Origin of the sequence: Amycolatopsis xylanica (assembly GCF_900107045.1) — a bacterium.
Taxonomy (GTDB): Bacteria; Actinomycetota; Actinomycetes; order Mycobacteriales; family Pseudonocardiaceae; genus Amycolatopsis; species Amycolatopsis xylanica.
In genome coordinates, this window is record NZ_FNON01000003.1 from 262,563 (window position 1) to 280,352 (window position 17,790).

The window sequence follows — 17,790 nt, forward strand, 5'->3', positions numbered from 1 at the left end:
CCGGGTAGGTCTTGTCCGCGATAATTGGCGAGGGGCCAAATGGAAGACATCACCAGGTTCGCCACCGAGGTGAAGCGGCTTCGGCGGCGGTTGGGGGTGTCGCTGACCGCGCTGGCCCAGCAGACGAGCTTCAGCGAAAGCTACATCTCGAAGATGCTCCGCGGTGATCGGCCGCTGAGCCCCCGGGTCGTGAAAGAGCTGGACAACGCGCTGAAGGCCGAAGGCGCGCTCGAACGCATGGCCGAGCAGCAAGAAGAAGAGGCGAACCTCGAATGGCTGCGCCCCGCGCAGCTGCCGCCCGCTGTCGACAATTTCGTCGGCCGTGAGGCCTACGTCCGCAAGCTCGACGCCGCGGTCGCCATCCCGCCGGCGCCGGGCGCCGCGCGCACGATCGTGATCGAGGGCGCGCCGGGCGTCGGCAAGACCGCGTTGCTGCTGCACTGGGCCGCGACCATCGCCAAGCGTTTCCCCGGCGGCGTGCTGTTCGCCGACCTGCACGGCTTCGCGCCCGGCGAGTCCGCCGACCCCGGCGACGTGCTCAACGAGTTCCTGCGCGCACTGGGCGCGCCCGCCGAAACCGCCATGACCAGCCTGGAGTCGCGCACCGCGCGGTTCCGATCGATGCTCGCGGCGAAGCCGACGCTGGTCGTGCTGGACAACGTCGGCACCTATCAGCAGATCAAACCGCTGCTGCCCGGCCAGGGCAGCGTCGTGCTGGCCACCACCCGGGTGCACCTGTTCGGGCTCGCGGTGAACAGCGGCGCGACGCGGGTCTCGCTCGACCGGCTGCCGGTCGAGGAGGCGCTCGATCTGCTGGGCCGTCTCGCCGGTCCGACCCGGGTCGACGCCGAACGCAAGGCGGCCGAGGTCGTGGTGCACCGCTGCGGCAGGCTGCCGCTCGCGGTCCGGATCGCCGCCGAACACCTCGCCACGCACCCGCACCTGACCCTGCGTGCGATGGCCGACTCGCTGGCGCCGGAAGGACACCGGCTCGACATGCTGGCCACGGCCGACGAGTCGGTCGACATCCGCAGTGTCTTCGAGCTGTCCTACCGCGCGCTGAAACCCAGCGCCGCGCACATGTTCCGACTGCTGGGCATCTTCCCCGGCAAGACGATCGACGCGCCGGCGGCCGCCGCGCTCACCGGCGAACCGCTCAGCGCCGCCCGCAACAGCCTCGACGCGCTCGTCGCCGCCAACCTCGCCGAGACCACCATCGGCGACCGGGTGCACCTCCACGACCTGCTGCGGCTGTACGCGGCCGAGCGCGCCGAGAAGGAGGAAACCCCGGCCACGCTGGCGGAAACCCGCGACCGCGTGCTGCGCTGGTACTTCCTGACCGGGCTCAACGCGGGCAACGCGCTCGCGCAGGGCTGGGCGGGCCCCGCGCTCACGGTCGACGAAACCGGGCTCACGGCCCTCACCTTCACCGACGACTACGACGGCGCCGTCTCCTGGTACGAGAACGAGGGCGACACCGTGCTCGCGCTGGCGCGCAACGCCCACGAGCACGGCATGTCCCGGCTCGCGTGGCTGCTGCCGTGCACCCTCATGCCGTATTGGTACCTGGTCAAGAACATGGGCGCCTGGCTCGCGGGCGCGTCCGCGGGCCTCGCCGCCGCGCGCGAGGGCGGCGACGAGCTCGGCATGGCGCGCTCGCAGCACAGCCTCGGCGCGGCCAAGCACGAGCTGCACCGCGACGACGAGGCGTTGCCCCATATGGAGGAGGCGATGCGGCTGCACGCCCACCTCGAGGACGACCGGGGGCACGCGTATGCCGCGTACGGCCTCGGCACCGTCTACACCGGACTGGGCAGGCACCACGACGCGCAGGCCATGTACAACATCGCCGTCGAACTGTTCGCCGCCAGCGATTTCGACCTCGGCATCGCGATCGTGCATCACCAGCTCTCGACCGCGTACGGCTCGATGAACCAGCTCGACGACGCGACGCAGACCGCGCACCAGGCGCTGGAGATCGGCCACCGGCTCGGCAACACGCCCGTCGAAGGCTGGGCCCGCCACCGCCTCGGCGTGCTGTACCAACGGCAGAACCAGTACCCGACGGCGCTCATCCAGTTCGACAGGGCGCTCGCGCTGCGCCGCGCCAGCCGCGAGCGCTGGGGCGAGGCCGAGACCCAGCTGGCGCGTGGCGAAACGCTGTTAGCACTCGACCGGTTACCGGACGCACACGCCGCTTTCGAGGACGCGGCGGCCATTTTCGACGATCTCCACGACCCCCGTGCCCTGGACGCTCATGCGCAGCTAGCAGCGCTGGCCAACCGCCAATAGAACACCCCCGGATCCGCACATTTTGTGCGGTTTTTGTGCGGGGTTTGTCCGTTGCGCTGCACGTGCTTGTCACAGAGAGTTGACGCATGCGAATCAGCACTCCGAGGAGCGCGACGCCGGCAGCGATCGAGGGGTCGAGGGTCGTCGTTGCGGCGTAATTCGCATTCGACGGGTGATGGCCCTGCCATCGGCCATCACCCGTCGACAGCACATCCAGGCAGGAGGCACCCGATGTCACTTCACTACGTTCTCGAATGCGGGCATCAGCAGGCTCTGCCGACCATCCGCCAGATGCTCGCCGACCTGTCCTCGCTGCCCTGCTCCGCCTGGTGCGAGTGCTGCGACACCCGGCGTGTCGTCATCGAACTCGCCGACCCGCTCGACGAGACCACGACCATCCCGCGGCAACGGGTCGGCTAGCCCACCCCGTTGCGCCGCGAAGGCCGCCCACCCGAGACGTCGGACGCGGCCTTCGCGGCCTAAAACCTCCTTCAGGCGGGAGGAACCGTAGGGGCACCTTTCCCGGGGAAGCGGGAAGGGTGCCCCTCACGAGTTTCCAGGCGTCAGGGGCGCAGGATGAGGGAGACGTCGAAGAGCTCGGCGCGCAGTGCGCCGTCTTCGTCGAAGAAGGCGATGTCGCACTCGGCCTCGACGTCGTGGATCTGCCTGGCCCACACCACGCAGGAGACCGGCCCCGGCGCGAGGCCGGCGCGGTGCACCCGGCAGGCGCCGACGGCCATCGGGAGTGAGGCGCCGCCCAGCTCGAGCTCCGCCCAGAGGACCGCGATCTGCAGGCCGCCGTCCAGCATGGCCGGGTCGGTGTGCCAGTCGGCGTCGCCCCAGCCCGCTGACCGTGAGCCGACCAGCGTGCCCGCCGCGCCGGAGGACGAGAAGCCGGTGAGGGACCGGAGGACCTGGAAGCTGCTGCCGTGGAAGAGGGTGCGGCCGTCGTAGACCTCGTCGTCGATCCACGGCACGAGGTCGCGGGGCTGCTCGCGGCCCGCCAGGCTGCCGTTGCGGGTGTGGCCGAGCACGCCGTGCGCGCGGTAGTGCGGGGGCCTGCCGGGCGCGGTGAAGAGATCGAGGGTCAGCATCTGGTCGCTGAGGGCGCAGGCGACGCGGACCGTGGTGCCCGCGCCGCCGAAGTCCTCGATCACCAGCTTGCGGTAGACCTTCACGGCACGGATCTCGAGCACGTCGGCGTCCGGGGTGAACTCGCGGGCCGCGTGCGTGAACCATTCGAGCGCCATCACGACCGGGAGCACGAGTGCCCCACCCACCTCGTGGTCGGCGAGATAGGGATGAGATCGTGCGGTCAGCGTGTACTCGGCATTGAAGTATTTCACTGCCGGAAACCGTAAGACGGCAATTTGCCGTCGGCCGGGCGATCTTCCGGCGAAGGTAGGAGCCGGGAAGGAAGTGGGTAGCCGATGTTCGAATTCCGGCTACTGGGGCAGTTCGAGGTATGGTCCGGTGAGGAGCGCCGCATTGTCGGCGGGGGCGGGCAGCAGGCGCTGCTCGCCGCGCTCGTGCTGGACATCGGGCAGACCGTGTCCGTCGAACGGCTGGCAAGTGTGCTGTGGGACGGAAAGCCGCCGCCCACCTATCGGCAGCAGGTGTACAAACGGGTGCACGCGCTGCGGTCGGTTCTGGACGCTTCGGCGGTCGTGACCGAGGAGGCCGGTTATCGGCTCGATCTGCCCGCGCACTGTTCGGATCTCGCGCGATTCACCGAACTGGTCGCTTCGGCGCGGGCGAGCCAATCGGTTCGCATATTCCGGAAAGCGCTGTCACTGTGGCGTAAACCGGCGCTCGAGGGGATCGAAAGCACGGTATTGCGGAAAGCGGGCGCCGAGCTGGACGAAGAACGGCGGCGGGTGTTCCGGGAATGCGCGGAACTCGAACAGCGGCTCGCCGAAGAGCGTCCTGGCGCGCCCGCCTGCCTGCCGATGGACTTGCCGAGTTTCACCGGACGGGCGGCCGAACTCGCCGAGCTGGACCGGATTCACGGCGGCGCGCAGGGCACCGCGGTGGTGATCACCTCGATCGCGGGCACCGCCGGGGTCGGCAAGACCGCGCTCGCCGTGCACTGGGCGCATCGCACACGGCACCTGTTCCCCGATGGCCAGCTGTACGTGAACCTGCGCGGGTTCGACCGGGCCGGGCCGATGGCCACCGAGGTGGCGCTGACCCTGCTGCTGCGCGAACTCGGCATGGCAGGCGCGCACATCCCGGTCGAGCCGGAGGCGCTCGCGCTGCTCTATCGCTCCACTGTGGACGGTAAACGGCTGCTCATCGTGCTCGACAACGCCGCGGACGCGGGCCAGGTCCGGCCGCTGCTGCCCGGCTCCGCGGGCTGTTTCGTGGTCGTCACCAGCCGCAACGCGCTGACCGGGTTGTCGGCGTTGCACGACGCGAAGAGGATCACCCTGGACCCGATGTCGGCGGCCGAGTCCTCGGCGCTGCTGGCGCGGATATTGGGCGGCGACACGGTCGCGGCGGATCCGGCGGCCGCGGCCAGGCTGGCCGAGCTGTGCGGGCATTTGCCGCTGGCGCTGCGCGTCGCGGCCGCGAACCTGACCAGGCACGGGAGTGTCGCGGGGCTGGCTGGCAGGCTCGCCGAGGGCGACCGGCTCACCCAGCTCCGCATCGACGGCGACCCGGACGCGAGCGTCGCGGTCGCGTTCGACCTGTCGTACGGCGCCGTCCGGCCCGCCGCCCAGGACCTGCTGCGGCTGCTCAGCGTCGCGCCGGGGCCGGACCTCGCGCTCGACGCGGTCACCGCGCTGAACGGCGGTGACGCGGCCGGGCTGCTCGACGAGCTGGAGACGACGCATCTGGTCGAGCAGCACCTGCCCGGCCGCTACCGCCTGCACGACCTGATCAAGCTGTACGCGCGGAGCCGGGGCGCCGACGACGCGGCGGTCACCCGGTTGCTGGGCTTCTACCTGGCGAGCGTCGGCAACGCGACCGCCGTGCTGAGCCCGCTCGCGAACTCCCCCGCCGGCGAGGCGGGCCGGGCGTTCACCGACGGGCCGGACGCGATGGGCTGGCTCGAAGCGGAGGGCCAGAACCTCGTCGCCGCCACGGAATGGGCCCACGAGCTGGGCGCCGATCTGCTGTGCACGCGGCTGGTGGACGCGTTGCGCGGGGTGTTCTGGCTGAACCGGCAGATCGGCGACTGGCTGGCGACCGGCGAACTCGGCCTCGCCTCCGCGCGACGGCTGGGTGACGCCGCGCTCGAGGCCGCGATGCACCGGACGCTCGGGCTGGCGCATTACGTCGCCAGGGACATGGACAGCGCGCTGGATCACTCGTTCCAGGCGATCGCGTTGTGGCTCGAGCTCGGCGATTGGGAAGGCGCCGCGGGGATGCGGCTCAACCTGGCCATCGCGTACCTGTTCCACGGCAGGCACGACATCGCGCTGAGGCACGCGCGCAAGGCGTTGAGCCTGGGCGACGAGCACGGGCTGGAGCGAGTGCGGACCACCGCGCTGAGTGCGGAGATCGAGTGCGAGATGGCGCTCGGCGACGCCGAAGGGACCGAGCGGGCGGCCGATCGCCTGCGGCGGATGGCGGAGGCTTCGGGTGACAAAGCGTTGCAGGCCAACGCTCTCGCCGCGCGTGGGTGGGCTCTGCACCAGCTCGGCCGGACCGCCGAGGCCGACGCGGACTTCGCGGCCTCGGCCGCGCTCGGCGTGAAGGCCAGGCACGCTTACACGTTGGAGCAGCTCGGCGGCGTCTTCCTTTCGCTGGGCTACGACGCCACGGCTGAGCTGCTGATCAAGCAGTCACGGGTCAAGCTGCACGAACTCGCCGAGCCACGGTGGAAGAGCGAGTCGCTGCACGGGCTCGCGCAGGTCCAGCATCACCTCGGGCGCCTGGACGAGGCGCTGAGGCTGGAACTCGACGCACTGCGGATCGCCGACGACGTCGGGCACACCCCGGTCCGGATCGAAGGCCTGCTGGGGCTGACGGATCTGATGCTCGCGCGCGGGGAGCCGTTGCTCGCGCAGGAGCACGCCGTGGAGGCTTTACGGCTCTGCGAGGAGCACGGGTGGGCGCTGTTCCTTGGCAGGGCAAGACATGCGCTGGCTGCGGTGAATCTCGCGCTCGGACGGCCTGAGGACGCGCGCAAGCACGCCGAGCTGGCGCTCGAGCTGCATCGGTCGTCCGGGCAGCGCCTGCGTGAAGCGGAGACCTTGGCCTTGCTCGCGCGTTTGCCCTAGGCCCGGGATAAAGCGGGCTTTATCCCGCTCCGGCATAAAGCCCGCTTTATCCCGTTCTCAGGCGAGGTGCTCGGCGAGGCCCGCGTAGCCGATGTCGTGGAGGCGCTTGCCCGAGGTGGCCGCGTAGCCGGGGCCTGCTTCGATGCCGAGGCCCTCGACCATGCGGTTCATGAAGTTGAACAGCGCGCAGACGACGACCGCGTCGTGCAGGGCGCGGTCGTCCCAGCCTGCCGCGAAGACCGCTTCGGCGTCCTCGGCGGTGATCTTGGCCGGCGTGCGGGTGAGCTTGCCGACGTAGCGGAGCACCGGCTTGAGCTTGTCGTCGATCGGGGCGGAGTCGAGGTCCGTCAACGCCGCGGTGAGCAGCCCTTCCGGCACGCCGAACGCCTCCGCGGTCACCGTGTGGATGCCGTGGCAGTAGTCGCAGCTGTTGACGCCCGAGACGTACGCGGCCAGCAGCTCGCGCTCGCCGGGGGTGAACACCGACGGGCCGCGCAGGACGACCTCGTGGAGGTCGAGCAGCGGGCGCGCGGTGTCCGGGTTGGCCTGGAACACCTGCAGGAGATGGGAATCCGCGGGCAGGGACTTCAGGAACATCCGTTCTCCCTCATCACACTTCGGCACCGATGTGCAGGATATCGAATGTCTCCTTGTCGTGAATCCCGATCTTCACCCGGAGATCTTCCTTGACCTGGAAGATGAACCGTTTCGCCGTCCCTTCCGGGAACACGTCGTAGATCAGGAACGCCGTGCCATCCCCCACGGAGAACAGGGCTTTGTACATGGCGTTCTTGTCAGCCTGGCTGGCCGACGCGGCCCACCGTTCGAGCACAGGCAACCCCTCGGTGAGCCGGAGGCGCATAGCCATGCGGTGGCCTCCTCGCCAAAAAGAGCGGACTCCGGCAGCACAACCCAGTGTGCCGGTGGCACGCCTCGCCGGTCTTCTTCGATCTTGCCCAGGACCGGCGCAATGGAAAAGTTGTCGGTTACTGCCCCGAAGCGGTGTCCTTGCTATAGCAGAAAACACACTGCATGGGGAGTGAAAAATGACTGAATACCTTGACCCTTATGAACTCTTCGCGGATGACGAATACGAAGCCGTCGCCGAAGACAGCTCGGAAGAAGTGGACAAAGCCGCATGAGCGTGGTGAAGCGCCAGCGGACCTGCGCGGTCTGCGGCGCGCCCTTCGCCGACGGCGAGCAGGCCGAGCTGGAGCCGCTGATCGACGGCGTCATCCGCTACCTGGCGGTGCACCCTGGGCACAGCACGTGGCGCAGGTCTTACGAGGAAGAGTTACCGAAGGCGAGTTGAGTCCAGAGTGGACTCTCGCCAGGCGGGCCCGCGCCACCGGGAAACCGGGGCATGCCTCACCGGCCGCGGCTGGGCGGCCAGTGAGGCGAGCACCGCGATCAGCGCGGCGAGCTCTTCGGCGTCCGGGACGCCACGCTCGATCCTGATCTCGGTCATACCGGCGGATTCCCGTGCTTGCGCTGGGGCAGTGCCTTGCGCTTGTCGCGCACCATGGCCAGGCCTCTGGCGATCGCCGAGCGGGTGTCGACCGGGTCGATCACGTCGTCGACGAGTCCGCGCTCGGCCGCGTAGCCGGCGTGCATGAACTCCTCGGTGTACTCCGCGACGAGCTTGCTGCGAAGCCGCGCGGGGTCCTTCGCGTTCGCCAGCTCCTTGCGGTGCAGCACGTTGACCGCGCCCTCCGCGCCCATCACGGCGATCTGGTTCGTCGGCCAGGCCAGCGACAGGTCGGTGCCGATCGCGCGGGAGTCCATCACGATGTACGCGCCGCCGTACGCCTTGCGCAGGATGACCTGCACGCGCGGGACCGAGGCCTCGCAGTAGGCGGACAGCAGCGTCGCGCCGTGCCGGATGATGCCGGAATGCTCCTGCTCGACCCCCGGCAGGAAGCCAGGCACGTCGACCAGCGTCACCAGCGGGATGCCGAACGCGTCGCAGAACCGCACGAACCGCGCCGCCTTCTGCGACGCCGGGCCGTCCAGCACGCCCGCGAACACCAGCGGCTGGTTGCCGACAATGCCGACCACGTGCCCGTCGATCCTGGCGAAGGCACAAAGGACGTTGCCCGCCCACAGCTCGTGGATCTCGAAGAACTCACCGTCGTCGGCGATCTCGGCGATGACCTCGCGCATGTCGTAGGGCTGGTTCGGCTCGACGGGGACGATCTCGGCGAGCCTTGGCCGCTCGTCGTTTTCGGCGTCCGAAGAACCGGTGTGCGGCGCCTGCTCCAGATAATTCCTGGGCAGCATGGAGATCAGATAGCGCACGTCCTCGAGGCAGCTCTCCTCGTCGTCGTGCACGACGGTGGCCACACCGGACAGTGAGCCGTGCACGTCCGCGCCGCCGAGCTCGTCGTGCGACACGCGGTGCCCGGTGACGGCTTCGACCACGTCGGGGCCGGTCAGGTACATCCTGGCCGTGTCGCGGACCATGAACGTGAAGTCCGCCAGCGCCGGCGAGTACGCCGCACCGCCCGCGCACGGGCCGAGCACGACGCTGATCTGCGGGATCACCCCGGACGCCTCGACCTGACGGCGGAAGATGCCGCCGTAGCCGTGCAGCGCGAGCACGCCCTCCTGGATGCGCGCGCCGCCGCTGTCGTTGAGCCCGATCAGCGGTGAGCCGGTGGCGACCGCGAGGTCCATCACCTTCTGGATCTTCGCCGCGTGCGCCTCGCCGAGCGAGCCGCCGAACAGCGTGAAGTCCTGCGCGTAGACGTAGACGCGGCGCCCGTCGATGGTGCCGGAGCCGACCACCACGCCGTCGGTGTGCGGGCCGCCGGAGCGGCGCCGGGTCAGCTGCTGGACCTCGGTGAACGACCCCTCGTCGAGCAGCAGGTCGAGCCGCTCCCGTGCGGTGCGCTTGCCGAGCGCGTGCTGGCGCTCGACCGCGGCCGGGTTGCCGTCGAAGATCAGCGCCCGCTGCTCCGCCCGGTGCGCGCGCAGCAGCTCCATCGATTTCGCTTGCTGTATAAGCGAAATCACCCTGCCGTCGGAGGACCGGCTCAGCTGACGCCAAGACCGGTCCTCCGGCGGCGGGGCGTACGCGAACCCGGCCCCTTCGCTCACGCCGCCCGCCCCAGGCGGTCCTTGTCGCGCTCGATCTCGGCCACGACGTCGCTCCAGCGCAGCCCGCGGGCGAGCTGCGGGGTGCGCACCGGCGCGGGCTGGAACATCAGCAGGGAGATCTCTTCGGTCTCGGTGGTTTCCGCGGATGCCTCGTTCGTGGTCATGCCATCGCCTTTCGGATTTGGGTGTGCGCGGCGGTGCCCGCCTGCCTGGCGGTCAGCCGCCCTGTCCGGTGCAGCCAGCGGACGCTGTCCGTCACCGTGTCCGTGAACTCACGCGGGGCGATGCCCGCGGTCGGCGCGCCGTCGTCGGCAGGGACCGCGACGGCGCAGGTGTAGAGCGCCCCGTACTCGGCGGGGATATGCCAGGGCCAGCCGCGCTGGACGAAATCGGCGGTCTTGCCGATCGGGAACATCGCCTTGGCTGGCAAGAAAAGCGTGGGCAGTGCGCGGCCGGTGACCGCGCGGACGGTCTCGAGATAGGCACGGGTCGTCAAGAAGTGCGACGGCCCGAAAACACGGCTGCCGCCGGGTGCGGTGACCGCTTCGGCGTGCATCAGCGCGGTGTCCCTGACGTCGCCGAGCGGGAGTCCGCCCGACGGCCAGAACGGCATCAGGCCGCGCAGGACGTCACGCAGCCGCGCGTTCTGGTCGCCCAGGTGCGGGTCGTGCGGGCCGAGCAGCGCGGGCGGATACGTGATGACCACGGGCGCGCCCTCGTCCTGGTGCCTGCGCGCGACCTCGTCCGCGGCGGCCTTGGTCGCCAGGTACGTCTCCTTCGGCTTGCCGATCGGCGACCAAGGGCCGATCGTCGCCGAAAGCGACGGGAAGAGCGCGCCGACACTCGACACGTGCGTGACCGGGGTGCCCCGTTTCCGCGCCGCTTCGAGCACGACCTCGGTGCCGCGGACGTTGGTGCGCGCCATGGCCTCGCGGTCGCGGCTGTCGAACGAGTACACCGACGCCGCGTGCAGCACGGCGTCGGCAGGCTTGACGAACGCCGCGACCACCTTCTCGTCGGTGACGTCGCCGACGACGACGTCGACCGCCTTGGCGTCGACCTGGAGCGGTCCGAGTGCCTTGGCGACCCTGGACTCCTCCCTGGCCAGCAGCCGGACCTTGTGTCCACTTCGGACGATCGCGGCCACCGAGTGGGCGCCCACGAACCCGGTACCCCCGGTCACCCCCACCAGCATCCGACCCACCCCTCTCGGTGTTCGTTTTAGCCCGAAAGCCACTTTCGTCAGGTCCTACCTGCCAAAAGCGACTTTCGGGCTATCCCATCTGACGAAAGCCACTTTCGGGTTTAAGCGGATTGGCGGGCTCGGGGCTCGATGTCGTGGTAGCCGCCGCCGTAGAAGACGAGGGCGTCCTGGGCGGTTCCGCGGCTGGCGGACAGGACCTCGCCTACGAAGATGGTGTGGTCGCCGCCTTCGTAGGCGTGGGCGAGCCGGCATTCGAGCCAGGCGAGCGCGCCGTTGAGCAGTGGCGCGCCCGTGTGCTTGCCGAACGTGCAGTCCACGTCGTCGAACTGGGCGAGCCCGCCGGGACGCCGCCAGTCGGCGAAGTACTTGGACAGTTCCCGTTGCCCCGAGCCGAGGATCGTGACGCCGAACGAGCCCGCCGCCTCGATCGCCGAGTGCATCCTGGCGGCGCGGGAAACGCAGCACAGGACCATCGGCGGTTCGAGCGAGACCGAGCTGAACGCGTTGGCCGTCATGCCGTGGCCCGATTCGCCGCCGGCCGTGAGCACCGTGATGCCGGTGGCGAACTTGGCCATCACCTCACGCAGGCCCGTCTGCGAGGAGAGCCGCCGAGGTGGCAGCAGCCCCTTCAATACCGGCTCGACCACTTCATACCCCAGCCGTGAGGGTGTACGGGGCCAGCGCCTCGCGCAGCGCCTCCGGCACCCGCGAGGGCACCGTGGCCGTGTTCGGGCCGCGCATGCAGGCGATCCGCTGGCGCCCGCGCGCCACCAGCCGCTCGCCGTCCGGGTGCAGGTGCACGTAGTCGAAGGCGAACTGGACCTGGGTCGAGGTCTGCTCCTCCAAGCGCATCCGGATGGACAGCTCGTCGAAGGCGGTGATCTCGGCGAAGAACTCGCACTCGACCTTGAGGGTGAACAGCTTCAGGTCGTCGCGGACCTCTTCCAGCACCGTCGGCGCCTTCTCCTTGAGGAACATCTCGCGGCAGCGGCCCTGCCAGCGCAGGTAGTTCACGTAGTAGACGTTGCCGACGAGGTTGGTCTCTTCGAAGCCGACCGTGTGGCGGATCTCGTAGTACCCGGACATGCTCAGTCCTCTCCCTGAAGAACAGCGAATACGATCGGATCCGGCTTGCCGTTGACCGTGGTCGCCCAGGTCGCGATCCGGGCCGAACCGCTCGACAGCAGCGCCCAGCCGTCCTTGTCCACCCGCCCGACCGTGAGCGCCTGCGTCATCGCGCCGGTCTTGCGCACGCATTCCAGCGCCGACCAGACCCTGGTGTTGGCGATGTCCGCGGACTCCCCCGTCTCCGAGGCCAGCAGCGAACCGACGGCCAGCAGGTCCTCGCCGAGCAGGCCTGCCCAGTCCTCTTCGGTGCGGGCGACGGCGGTTTCCATGTCACAGGTCAGCGAACCGCTGCCCGCGACCACCAGCGTCAGCTCCGAGGTGTGCGAAGCCGACACCTCGACGTCGCCGGCCTCCGGCTTGCCGTCGGGCCGGTAGTGGATCGTGAGCGGCCGGTCGACCGCGCGGCTCGCGGCCAGTTCCGTCTGCGCACGGCGCTCGGCCGTCTCCCTGGCGGGAGCCCCGGCCGGGTCCGGCTCGACCACGACCGCACGCTGCCCGCCGAGCACCCGCTCGCACGCCCTTTCCAGGTACGAGCCCAGCATCGTCGGCACCCACGGACCCGCGCCGTCCCGCTTGCGGACCGCGCGCAGGCTCAGCCCTTCCCACCGCTCGACCAGCTCACCCGAAGGCGACGTGATGTCGAGGTCGTAGACGTAGGTGTCACCGTCCTGCGAGCGTTCGCGGGCGTCGAGCACCACGAGGTCACTGTCCTGATCGGACGGCTGGGCCAGGTACAGCTTCTCGATCCCTTGCGGCAGCAGCGTCGCGTCGGGGATGCAGCACTGGATCGCGTGCATCATCGCGTCGCGGGTGCCGGGGTCGGCCAGCAGCTGCTCCTGCGGCAGGAACGGGGCGAACCACGACACCGACTCCGAGGTCGAGATCTCGGCCACCGCGTGCCGGGCGCTCGCCCTGCGGTATCCGGTGACGCGCTGGAAACGCTTGCCCTGGAACAGAACCTCGCCGTACAGCTCGCTGATCGGGTCGACCGCGACGAGCGGGATCTCCGTGCTCCGCGCGGGGGCGCCCGACTCGGGCAGCTCGGGACGGGGCAGCCGCACCCTGGCCCGGAAGTGATCCGCGCTGAACCCGGTGTCCGCGCTGCGGAGCACGATGTCGACGTGCTCCTCGTCGCGGGCGAGCGCGGCCAGGCGGATCGTGTTCGAGCCGTCCGGCGGCACCACGATGGGCCGCAGGAACTCCACATCGGTCAGCAGCGGCACGCCGGGCCGTCCGAGCACGGCCGCGCTGACCTGCGTCATCGCCTCCATGCCGATGACCGCGGGGAACAGCAGCGCGCCGTCGAGCAGGTGGTCGGCCAGGTACGGGTCGCTGCCCGCCGACAGGTCGGCCTCGGTGATCAGCTCGATGCCCGGGTAGTGCACCAGCACGCGGTCGACGAACCGGGCCAGCGGCACCTCGGCCGTCTCGACCGGCAGCGTCGGCAGCCCGGCGGTGCGGCCGCAGACGACCACGACGTTCGGGCCCTCGGGGTCGGCCAGCACCTGCCGCAGCACGTCGATGCCGACCTCGGTGGGGATCGGCGTGATGCCGTCACGCAGCAGCGCGCCGACCACACCCAGCTTCTCGCCCATGCCAGCGCCGGACCAGACCGACCACTCCAGCGCGACGGCGCGCGCCTGCGGGTACTCCTGGCCGAAGCGCAGCGTCAGCTCGGTCATCCAGTCGTTGGCGGTGGCGTAGTGCGCCTCACCGCGCAGACCGGCCCGGCCGATGATGCTGCCGAAGGTGACCAGCAGCTTCACCCGGTTCGGGTCGACGGAGTCGAGCACCGCCTTGAGGCCGCCGATCTTCGGCGCGACCGTCTGCTTGAACGTCTGCTCGTTCAAGGCGAACAACGCGGCGGGCTCGTTGCGCCCGGCGCCGTGCATGATCGCGGTGACCGGGCCGAGCGCGGCCTCGGCGCGGGCGACCGCGGCGCGGACCTGCTCGGCGTTGGTGACGTCGGCGCGCTCGTAGACGACCGTGAGCCCCGCGGCCTCCATCCTGGCCAGGTTCTCGGTGAGCTCGGCGTCGCCCGCCGGGTCGCTCCGGCCGAGCAGCGCGAGCTTGGCGCCCGAGTCCTTGGCCAGCGCGAGTGCGCTTTCCGCGGTGATGCCCTTGCCGCCACCGGTGACCAGCAGCACGTCCGTCTCGTCGAGCGGGACCGAGCCGGTGGGCGAAGGCGCGGAGACGCTCAGGCTCGGGATGAGCCTGGTGCCGTCCAGCTCGTAGCGTGCCTCGGTGAAGTCGTTGGTCGCCGCGACCTCCGAGACCACGATGGACACCGCCTCGGAGATGCCCAGCGCGTCACGGGGCTCCACCTCGGCGAGGTCGACGATCGTCGTCTTCGCCGACGGGTCCTCCAGCCGCAGCGTCTTGGCGAGGCCCGAGGCGCCGAGTCCGTGCTGCACCACCACGAACCGCGTGCCGTTCGGCGCGGCCATCGTCGCGCGGCCCGCGTCGAGGAACAGGCGGATGTGCTGGTCGTCGCAGTCCTCCGGGAGGCACAGCAGCACGCCGTCGCCGAGACCGGCATGCGCCAGCGCGTCGCGCAGCGGTTCCGCGAGCGGATGCCCGTCGGTGGAGTAGACGGACCACTCGGCCGTCGAGACCCCGGCGGAGCCGAGCGCGGCGGGCGGGCGCGGCGCCGGCACGTAGTCGACCGCGAACGGCCGGACCCAAGTGTCCACACCGGACACTTCGCCGCCACCGGCGTTGTCCTCCGGCTTGGCGGTCGAGGCCAGCTCATCGATCATCTCGGCGAGCTCGCCCAGGCACACGGTGGCGAAGTTCGGCATGCCCTCCAGCGCCGGACGGCCCAGCGCCCTGGTCACGTCGTTGACCAGCTGGCCGACCGTGATCGAGCTCAGGTGCAGGTCGTCGAGCGGGTGCGTGTCGGCGGTGACCGTCTCCAGCGGCAGCTCGACGCGTTCGGCCGCCAGCTTGCGCAGCAGCTCCAGCGTCGCGTTGCCGCCACCCTCCACAGTGGACGCCGCGGCGACGTCGCGCTCGGGGCGCTTGGCGTCGACCGTCAGCCCGGCGCCGATGGCGGGCGCGGACTCGCACGGGCTGGCGAGGAACGTCATCGCGCCGTCGAGCGGCAGCGGCCGCACGACCCGGCCGTCGAACAGCGCGCCGGTGTCGACGCGGACGCCGAGCGCGAACGCGGCGGCCGCGATCCGCAGCACCGAGGTCAGCGAGGCGCTGTCGGTGTCGATGGCCAGCACCGGGGTGCTGGGCGCGATCTCCGCCATCAGCCCGGTCAGCACCCGGCCGGGGCCGACCTCGATCACCAGGTCGCTGCGCTCGGCGACCTTCGCGGCCGCCTCACGGAAGCGGACCGGCAGCACGACCTGGTCGCGCAGCAGCTCGCGCAGCTCCTCGGACGCGTGCAGCACGTCACCGGACACAGTGGACACGACGGGCCGTTCGAGCCTGGCGAAGTCGAATCCGGCGAGGTGCTCGGTGAAGGCGACGGCCGCGGGCTCCACCGCGGGCGAGTGGAAGGCGTGCGAGACGTTGATCCGCGTGGCGGTCACGTTCTCGGCACGGGCACGGGCGCAGACGCGTTCGACCGCGGCTTCCGGGCCGGAGACCACGGTCTGGCCCGGCGCGTTGTACCCGGCGATGACGACGTCCTCGCCGCGGATGAACTCCTCGGTGCGGTTCGCCGAGGCGGCGATGCCCGCCATCGCGCCGCCGCCGTCGCTGGCCTTGGCCATGACCTTGCCGCGGACCTGCGCCAGCCGGACGACCTCACGCTCGTTGAGCGCGCCGCCCCAGTACAGCGCGGTCAGCTCGCCCAGGCTGTGCCCGGCGGCGATACCGGCCTCGATGCCGAGGTGGTGCAGCACGCGCAGCCCGGCGAGCGAGCCGGTGACGATGCGCGGCTGCGCGACCTCGGTGGCCACCTGGTCGCCGTTCGCGGGCAGCCCGGCGACCGAGAAGATCTCGTCGGCGGCGGGGAACCGGCGCCGGATCGCGCCGACCGCGCCCTTGCCGGATCCCTGGCCGGGGAACAAGAAACCAACCTTCGGCGCCGTCTGCCGTTCGGAGACGAACAGGCCTTCCTTGTCGGAGAAGATCTCCGTGCCGCGCTCGTCGAGCAGCGCCAGCAGGCGGGTGAGCTTGTGCTCGGCGTCGTCCGGGGTGGTCACCACGACCGCCGCGCGGACGGGCTTGCCGCCGAGTTCCTTGACCAGCGCGCCGGCGAGGTCGGTGACCTCGGCCATGGACAGCTTGGCGACGACCGGGATCAGGTCGGTGACGCGCTCGCGCAGCTGGTCCGCGTCGCTCGCGTCGAGCAGCAGCAGCTCGGCGTCCTGGCGGCTCGCCACGAGCTGACGGGTCTCGCTGTCGAGGTCGCGGCGGCGGGACGCGGCCGGGCCCTCGCAGACGGCGACGTGCGAGTTGATCCCGCCGAAGCCCATCGCGGAGACGCCGGCGCGAATCGCCCGGTCCGAAGGCCACAGCTCCGCGGTCGAGGGCACGTACATCCGCGCGGAGTCGCCGGTGAGCTTCTCGTGCGGCTCGAAGTGCGCGGTGCCCGGCGGGATGACCTGGTGGTGCACGGCCAAGGTCGCCTTGATCAACCCGGCGACCCCGGCCGCTGCCTTGGTGTGCCCGATGTTGCCCTTGATCGTGCTCAACGCGGCGGGCGCGGCGAGCGGGTCGGCCTGACGCCGGGCGCCGGACAGCGCCTCGATCTCCGTGGCGTCACCCAGCGCGGTGCCAGTGCCGTGGCCTTCGAAGTACGAGACCGTCTCGACGCCGTAGCCCGCGCGCTCGTAAGCGCGGCTCAGCGCGAGCTGGTGACCGGCGGCCTCGGGCCGTGTGATGCCGCCCTTGCCGTCGGAAGAAACACCCCAGCCGGAGATCGACGCGTAGATCCGCAGGTTCTGCTCGACGGCGTCGGCCTCGCGCATCAGCACGAGCATGCCGGAGCCCTCGCCGGGCCAGAAGCCGTTGGAGCCCTTGTCGTAGACCTTCATCTCGCCCTTGGCGAGCGCGCCGGTCTTGGCGAAGCCGATCACCTCGAACGGGTCGATCGAGAGGTCCACACCACCGACGATCGCGACGTCGAGGTCGCGGTTCACGAGCGCGTTCGCCCCGGTGACCACGGCGAGCAGGCTCGACGAACAAGCGCCGTCGACGGTGAACCCGCCGCCCGCGAAGTCGAAGTGGTTGCAGACGCGGCCCGCGATGGTGTTCGCCAGCCCGCCCGCGAGGGTGTCCTCGTCGATCTCGGGGAACGGCGACTTGTACTGGAGTTCCAGGTCCTGCAGGAAGCCCGCGGTGTCGTCCTCGTCCCAGCCGCGGTCCTTCAGCGCGGCGGCGACCGTGCGGCGCACGTACGGCCAGCGCAGCCGCATGATGTTCGCGCGGGAGAACTCGCCGGTGAGGCTGTTGCCGATGACGACGCCGGTGCCCGCCTTCGGCAGGCCCTCGCCCTCGGGGAAGCCCGCGTCGGCCAGCGCCTGCGCGGCGACGTCCAGCGCCAGCCAGTGCGTGGTGTCGGTCGACCGGAAGGTGCTGCCCGCGATCTTGTGCTTCACGCGGTCGAACTCGTAGTCGCGCAGCACGGCGGCCTTCTGGGCGTAGAACCGGTCCGGCGCTTTCGGATCCGAGGAGAAGTAGTCCTCGCGGTTCATCCGCTCATCGGGGAGCCGCCGGAACGCCCGGCGCCCGGCCAGCACGTTCTCCCAGAGTTCGGCCGCCGACGTGGCGTCCGGGTACCGGAGGCCGATACCCACGATCGAGATCCGCTCACTACCCATGCCACCGCACTCCAATTAGCCGTCTGTGTTACGAATCCGGGTTCCACGATGCTCTTGG

The 17,790-nt window shown here is 70.5% G+C and carries 14 protein-coding genes; 4 read left to right on the forward strand and 10 right to left on the reverse strand.

From position 1 onward, the window contains the following. Window positions 1-39 precede the first annotated feature (39 nt). Both BLV57_RS15000 and BLV57_RS15005 read left to right on the forward strand, forming a co-directional pair. Entirely contained in the window at window positions 40-2,292 is a 2,253-nt protein-coding gene (locus BLV57_RS15000; RefSeq protein ID WP_091289358.1) for a helix-turn-helix domain-containing protein, read from the forward strand. Between the two features lie 231 nt (window positions 2,293-2,523). Further along, window positions 2,524-2,712 (forward strand): hypothetical protein, encoded by a 189-nt coding sequence (locus BLV57_RS15005; RefSeq protein ID WP_091289359.1) that lies wholly within the window; start codon window positions 2,524-2,526, stop codon window positions 2,710-2,712. A 143-nt stretch (window positions 2,713-2,855) separates the two neighbouring features. Here the strand turns inward: BLV57_RS15005 and BLV57_RS15010 are convergent, their stop codons facing one another. Beyond that, a complete protein-coding gene (locus BLV57_RS15010; protein ID WP_176968630.1) occupies window positions 2,856-3,638 on the reverse strand; it encodes a polyketide synthase dehydratase domain-containing protein in 783 nt (260 codons plus the stop codon). Window positions 3,639-3,722: 84 nt separating this feature from the next. On the opposite strand from BLV57_RS15010, the gene BLV57_RS15015 reads away from it, so the two are divergent. Continuing rightward, window positions 3,723-6,521, forward strand: coding sequence for an ATP-binding protein (locus BLV57_RS15015; RefSeq protein ID WP_091289361.1), 2,799 nt, complete (start codon window positions 3,723-3,725; stop codon window positions 6,519-6,521). Window positions 6,522-6,578: 57 nt separating this feature from the next. Here BLV57_RS15015 and BLV57_RS15020 read toward each other — a convergent pair whose 3' ends face one another. Together BLV57_RS15020 and BLV57_RS15025 are read right to left on the reverse strand one after the other, a co-directional pair. Then, window positions 6,579-7,118 (reverse strand): carboxymuconolactone decarboxylase family protein, encoded by a 540-nt coding sequence (locus BLV57_RS15020; protein ID WP_091289362.1) that lies wholly within the window; start codon window positions 7,116-7,118, stop codon window positions 6,579-6,581. A gap of 13 nt (window positions 7,119-7,131) precedes the next feature. Continuing rightward, window positions 7,132-7,389, reverse strand: coding sequence for a DUF6235 family protein (locus BLV57_RS15025; RefSeq protein WP_091289363.1), 258 nt, complete (start codon window positions 7,387-7,389; stop codon window positions 7,132-7,134). A 270-nt stretch (window positions 7,390-7,659) separates the two neighbouring features. Between BLV57_RS15025 and BLV57_RS43250 the strand changes: the two genes are divergently transcribed. After that, window positions 7,660-7,833, forward strand: a complete 174-nt coding sequence (locus BLV57_RS43250) for a hypothetical protein (protein ID WP_176968631.1) — start codon at window positions 7,660-7,662, stop codon at window positions 7,831-7,833. On the opposite strand, the gene BLV57_RS15030 is transcribed toward BLV57_RS43250, so the two are convergent. The 7 genes from BLV57_RS15030 to BLV57_RS15055 all read right to left on the reverse strand — a co-directional run bounded on the left by BLV57_RS15030 (window position 7,816) and on the right by BLV57_RS15055 (window position 17,732). Next, complete coding sequence (locus BLV57_RS15030) at window positions 7,816-7,989, reverse strand: acyl-CoA carboxylase subunit epsilon (RefSeq protein WP_091289364.1); 174 nt, start codon at window positions 7,987-7,989, stop codon at window positions 7,816-7,818. The genes BLV57_RS43250 and BLV57_RS15030 overlap by 18 nt on opposite strands. Beyond that, window positions 7,986-9,506: an acyl-CoA carboxylase subunit beta gene (locus BLV57_RS15035; protein WP_091289365.1), complete on the reverse strand. Its 1,521-nt coding sequence runs from the start codon at window positions 9,504-9,506 to the stop codon at window positions 7,986-7,988. The genes BLV57_RS15030 and BLV57_RS15035 overlap by 4 nt, the downstream gene beginning before the upstream one ends. Window positions 9,507-9,616: 110 nt before the next feature. Continuing rightward, complete coding sequence (locus BLV57_RS43255; protein WP_176968632.1) at window positions 9,617-9,784, reverse strand: DUF6222 family protein; 168 nt, start codon at window positions 9,782-9,784, stop codon at window positions 9,617-9,619. After that, window positions 9,781-10,815, reverse strand: coding sequence for an NAD-dependent epimerase/dehydratase family protein (locus BLV57_RS15040; protein WP_091289366.1), 1,035 nt, complete (start codon window positions 10,813-10,815; stop codon window positions 9,781-9,783). Before BLV57_RS15040 ends, BLV57_RS43255 begins: the two co-directional genes overlap by 4 nt. A 110-nt stretch (window positions 10,816-10,925) precedes the next feature. Next, entirely contained in the window at window positions 10,926-11,399 is a 474-nt protein-coding gene (locus BLV57_RS15045) for a flavin reductase family protein (RefSeq protein WP_091290363.1), read from the reverse strand. A 73-nt stretch (window positions 11,400-11,472) separates the two neighbouring features. Beyond that, a complete protein-coding gene (locus BLV57_RS15050; RefSeq protein ID WP_091289367.1) occupies window positions 11,473-11,910 on the reverse strand; it encodes an acyl-CoA thioesterase in 438 nt (145 codons plus the stop codon). 2 nt (window positions 11,911-11,912) lie between these two features. Next, window positions 11,913-17,732, reverse strand: coding sequence for a type I polyketide synthase (locus tag BLV57_RS15055; protein WP_091289368.1), 5,820 nt, complete (start codon window positions 17,730-17,732; stop codon window positions 11,913-11,915). Window positions 17,733-17,790 lie beyond the last annotated feature (58 nt).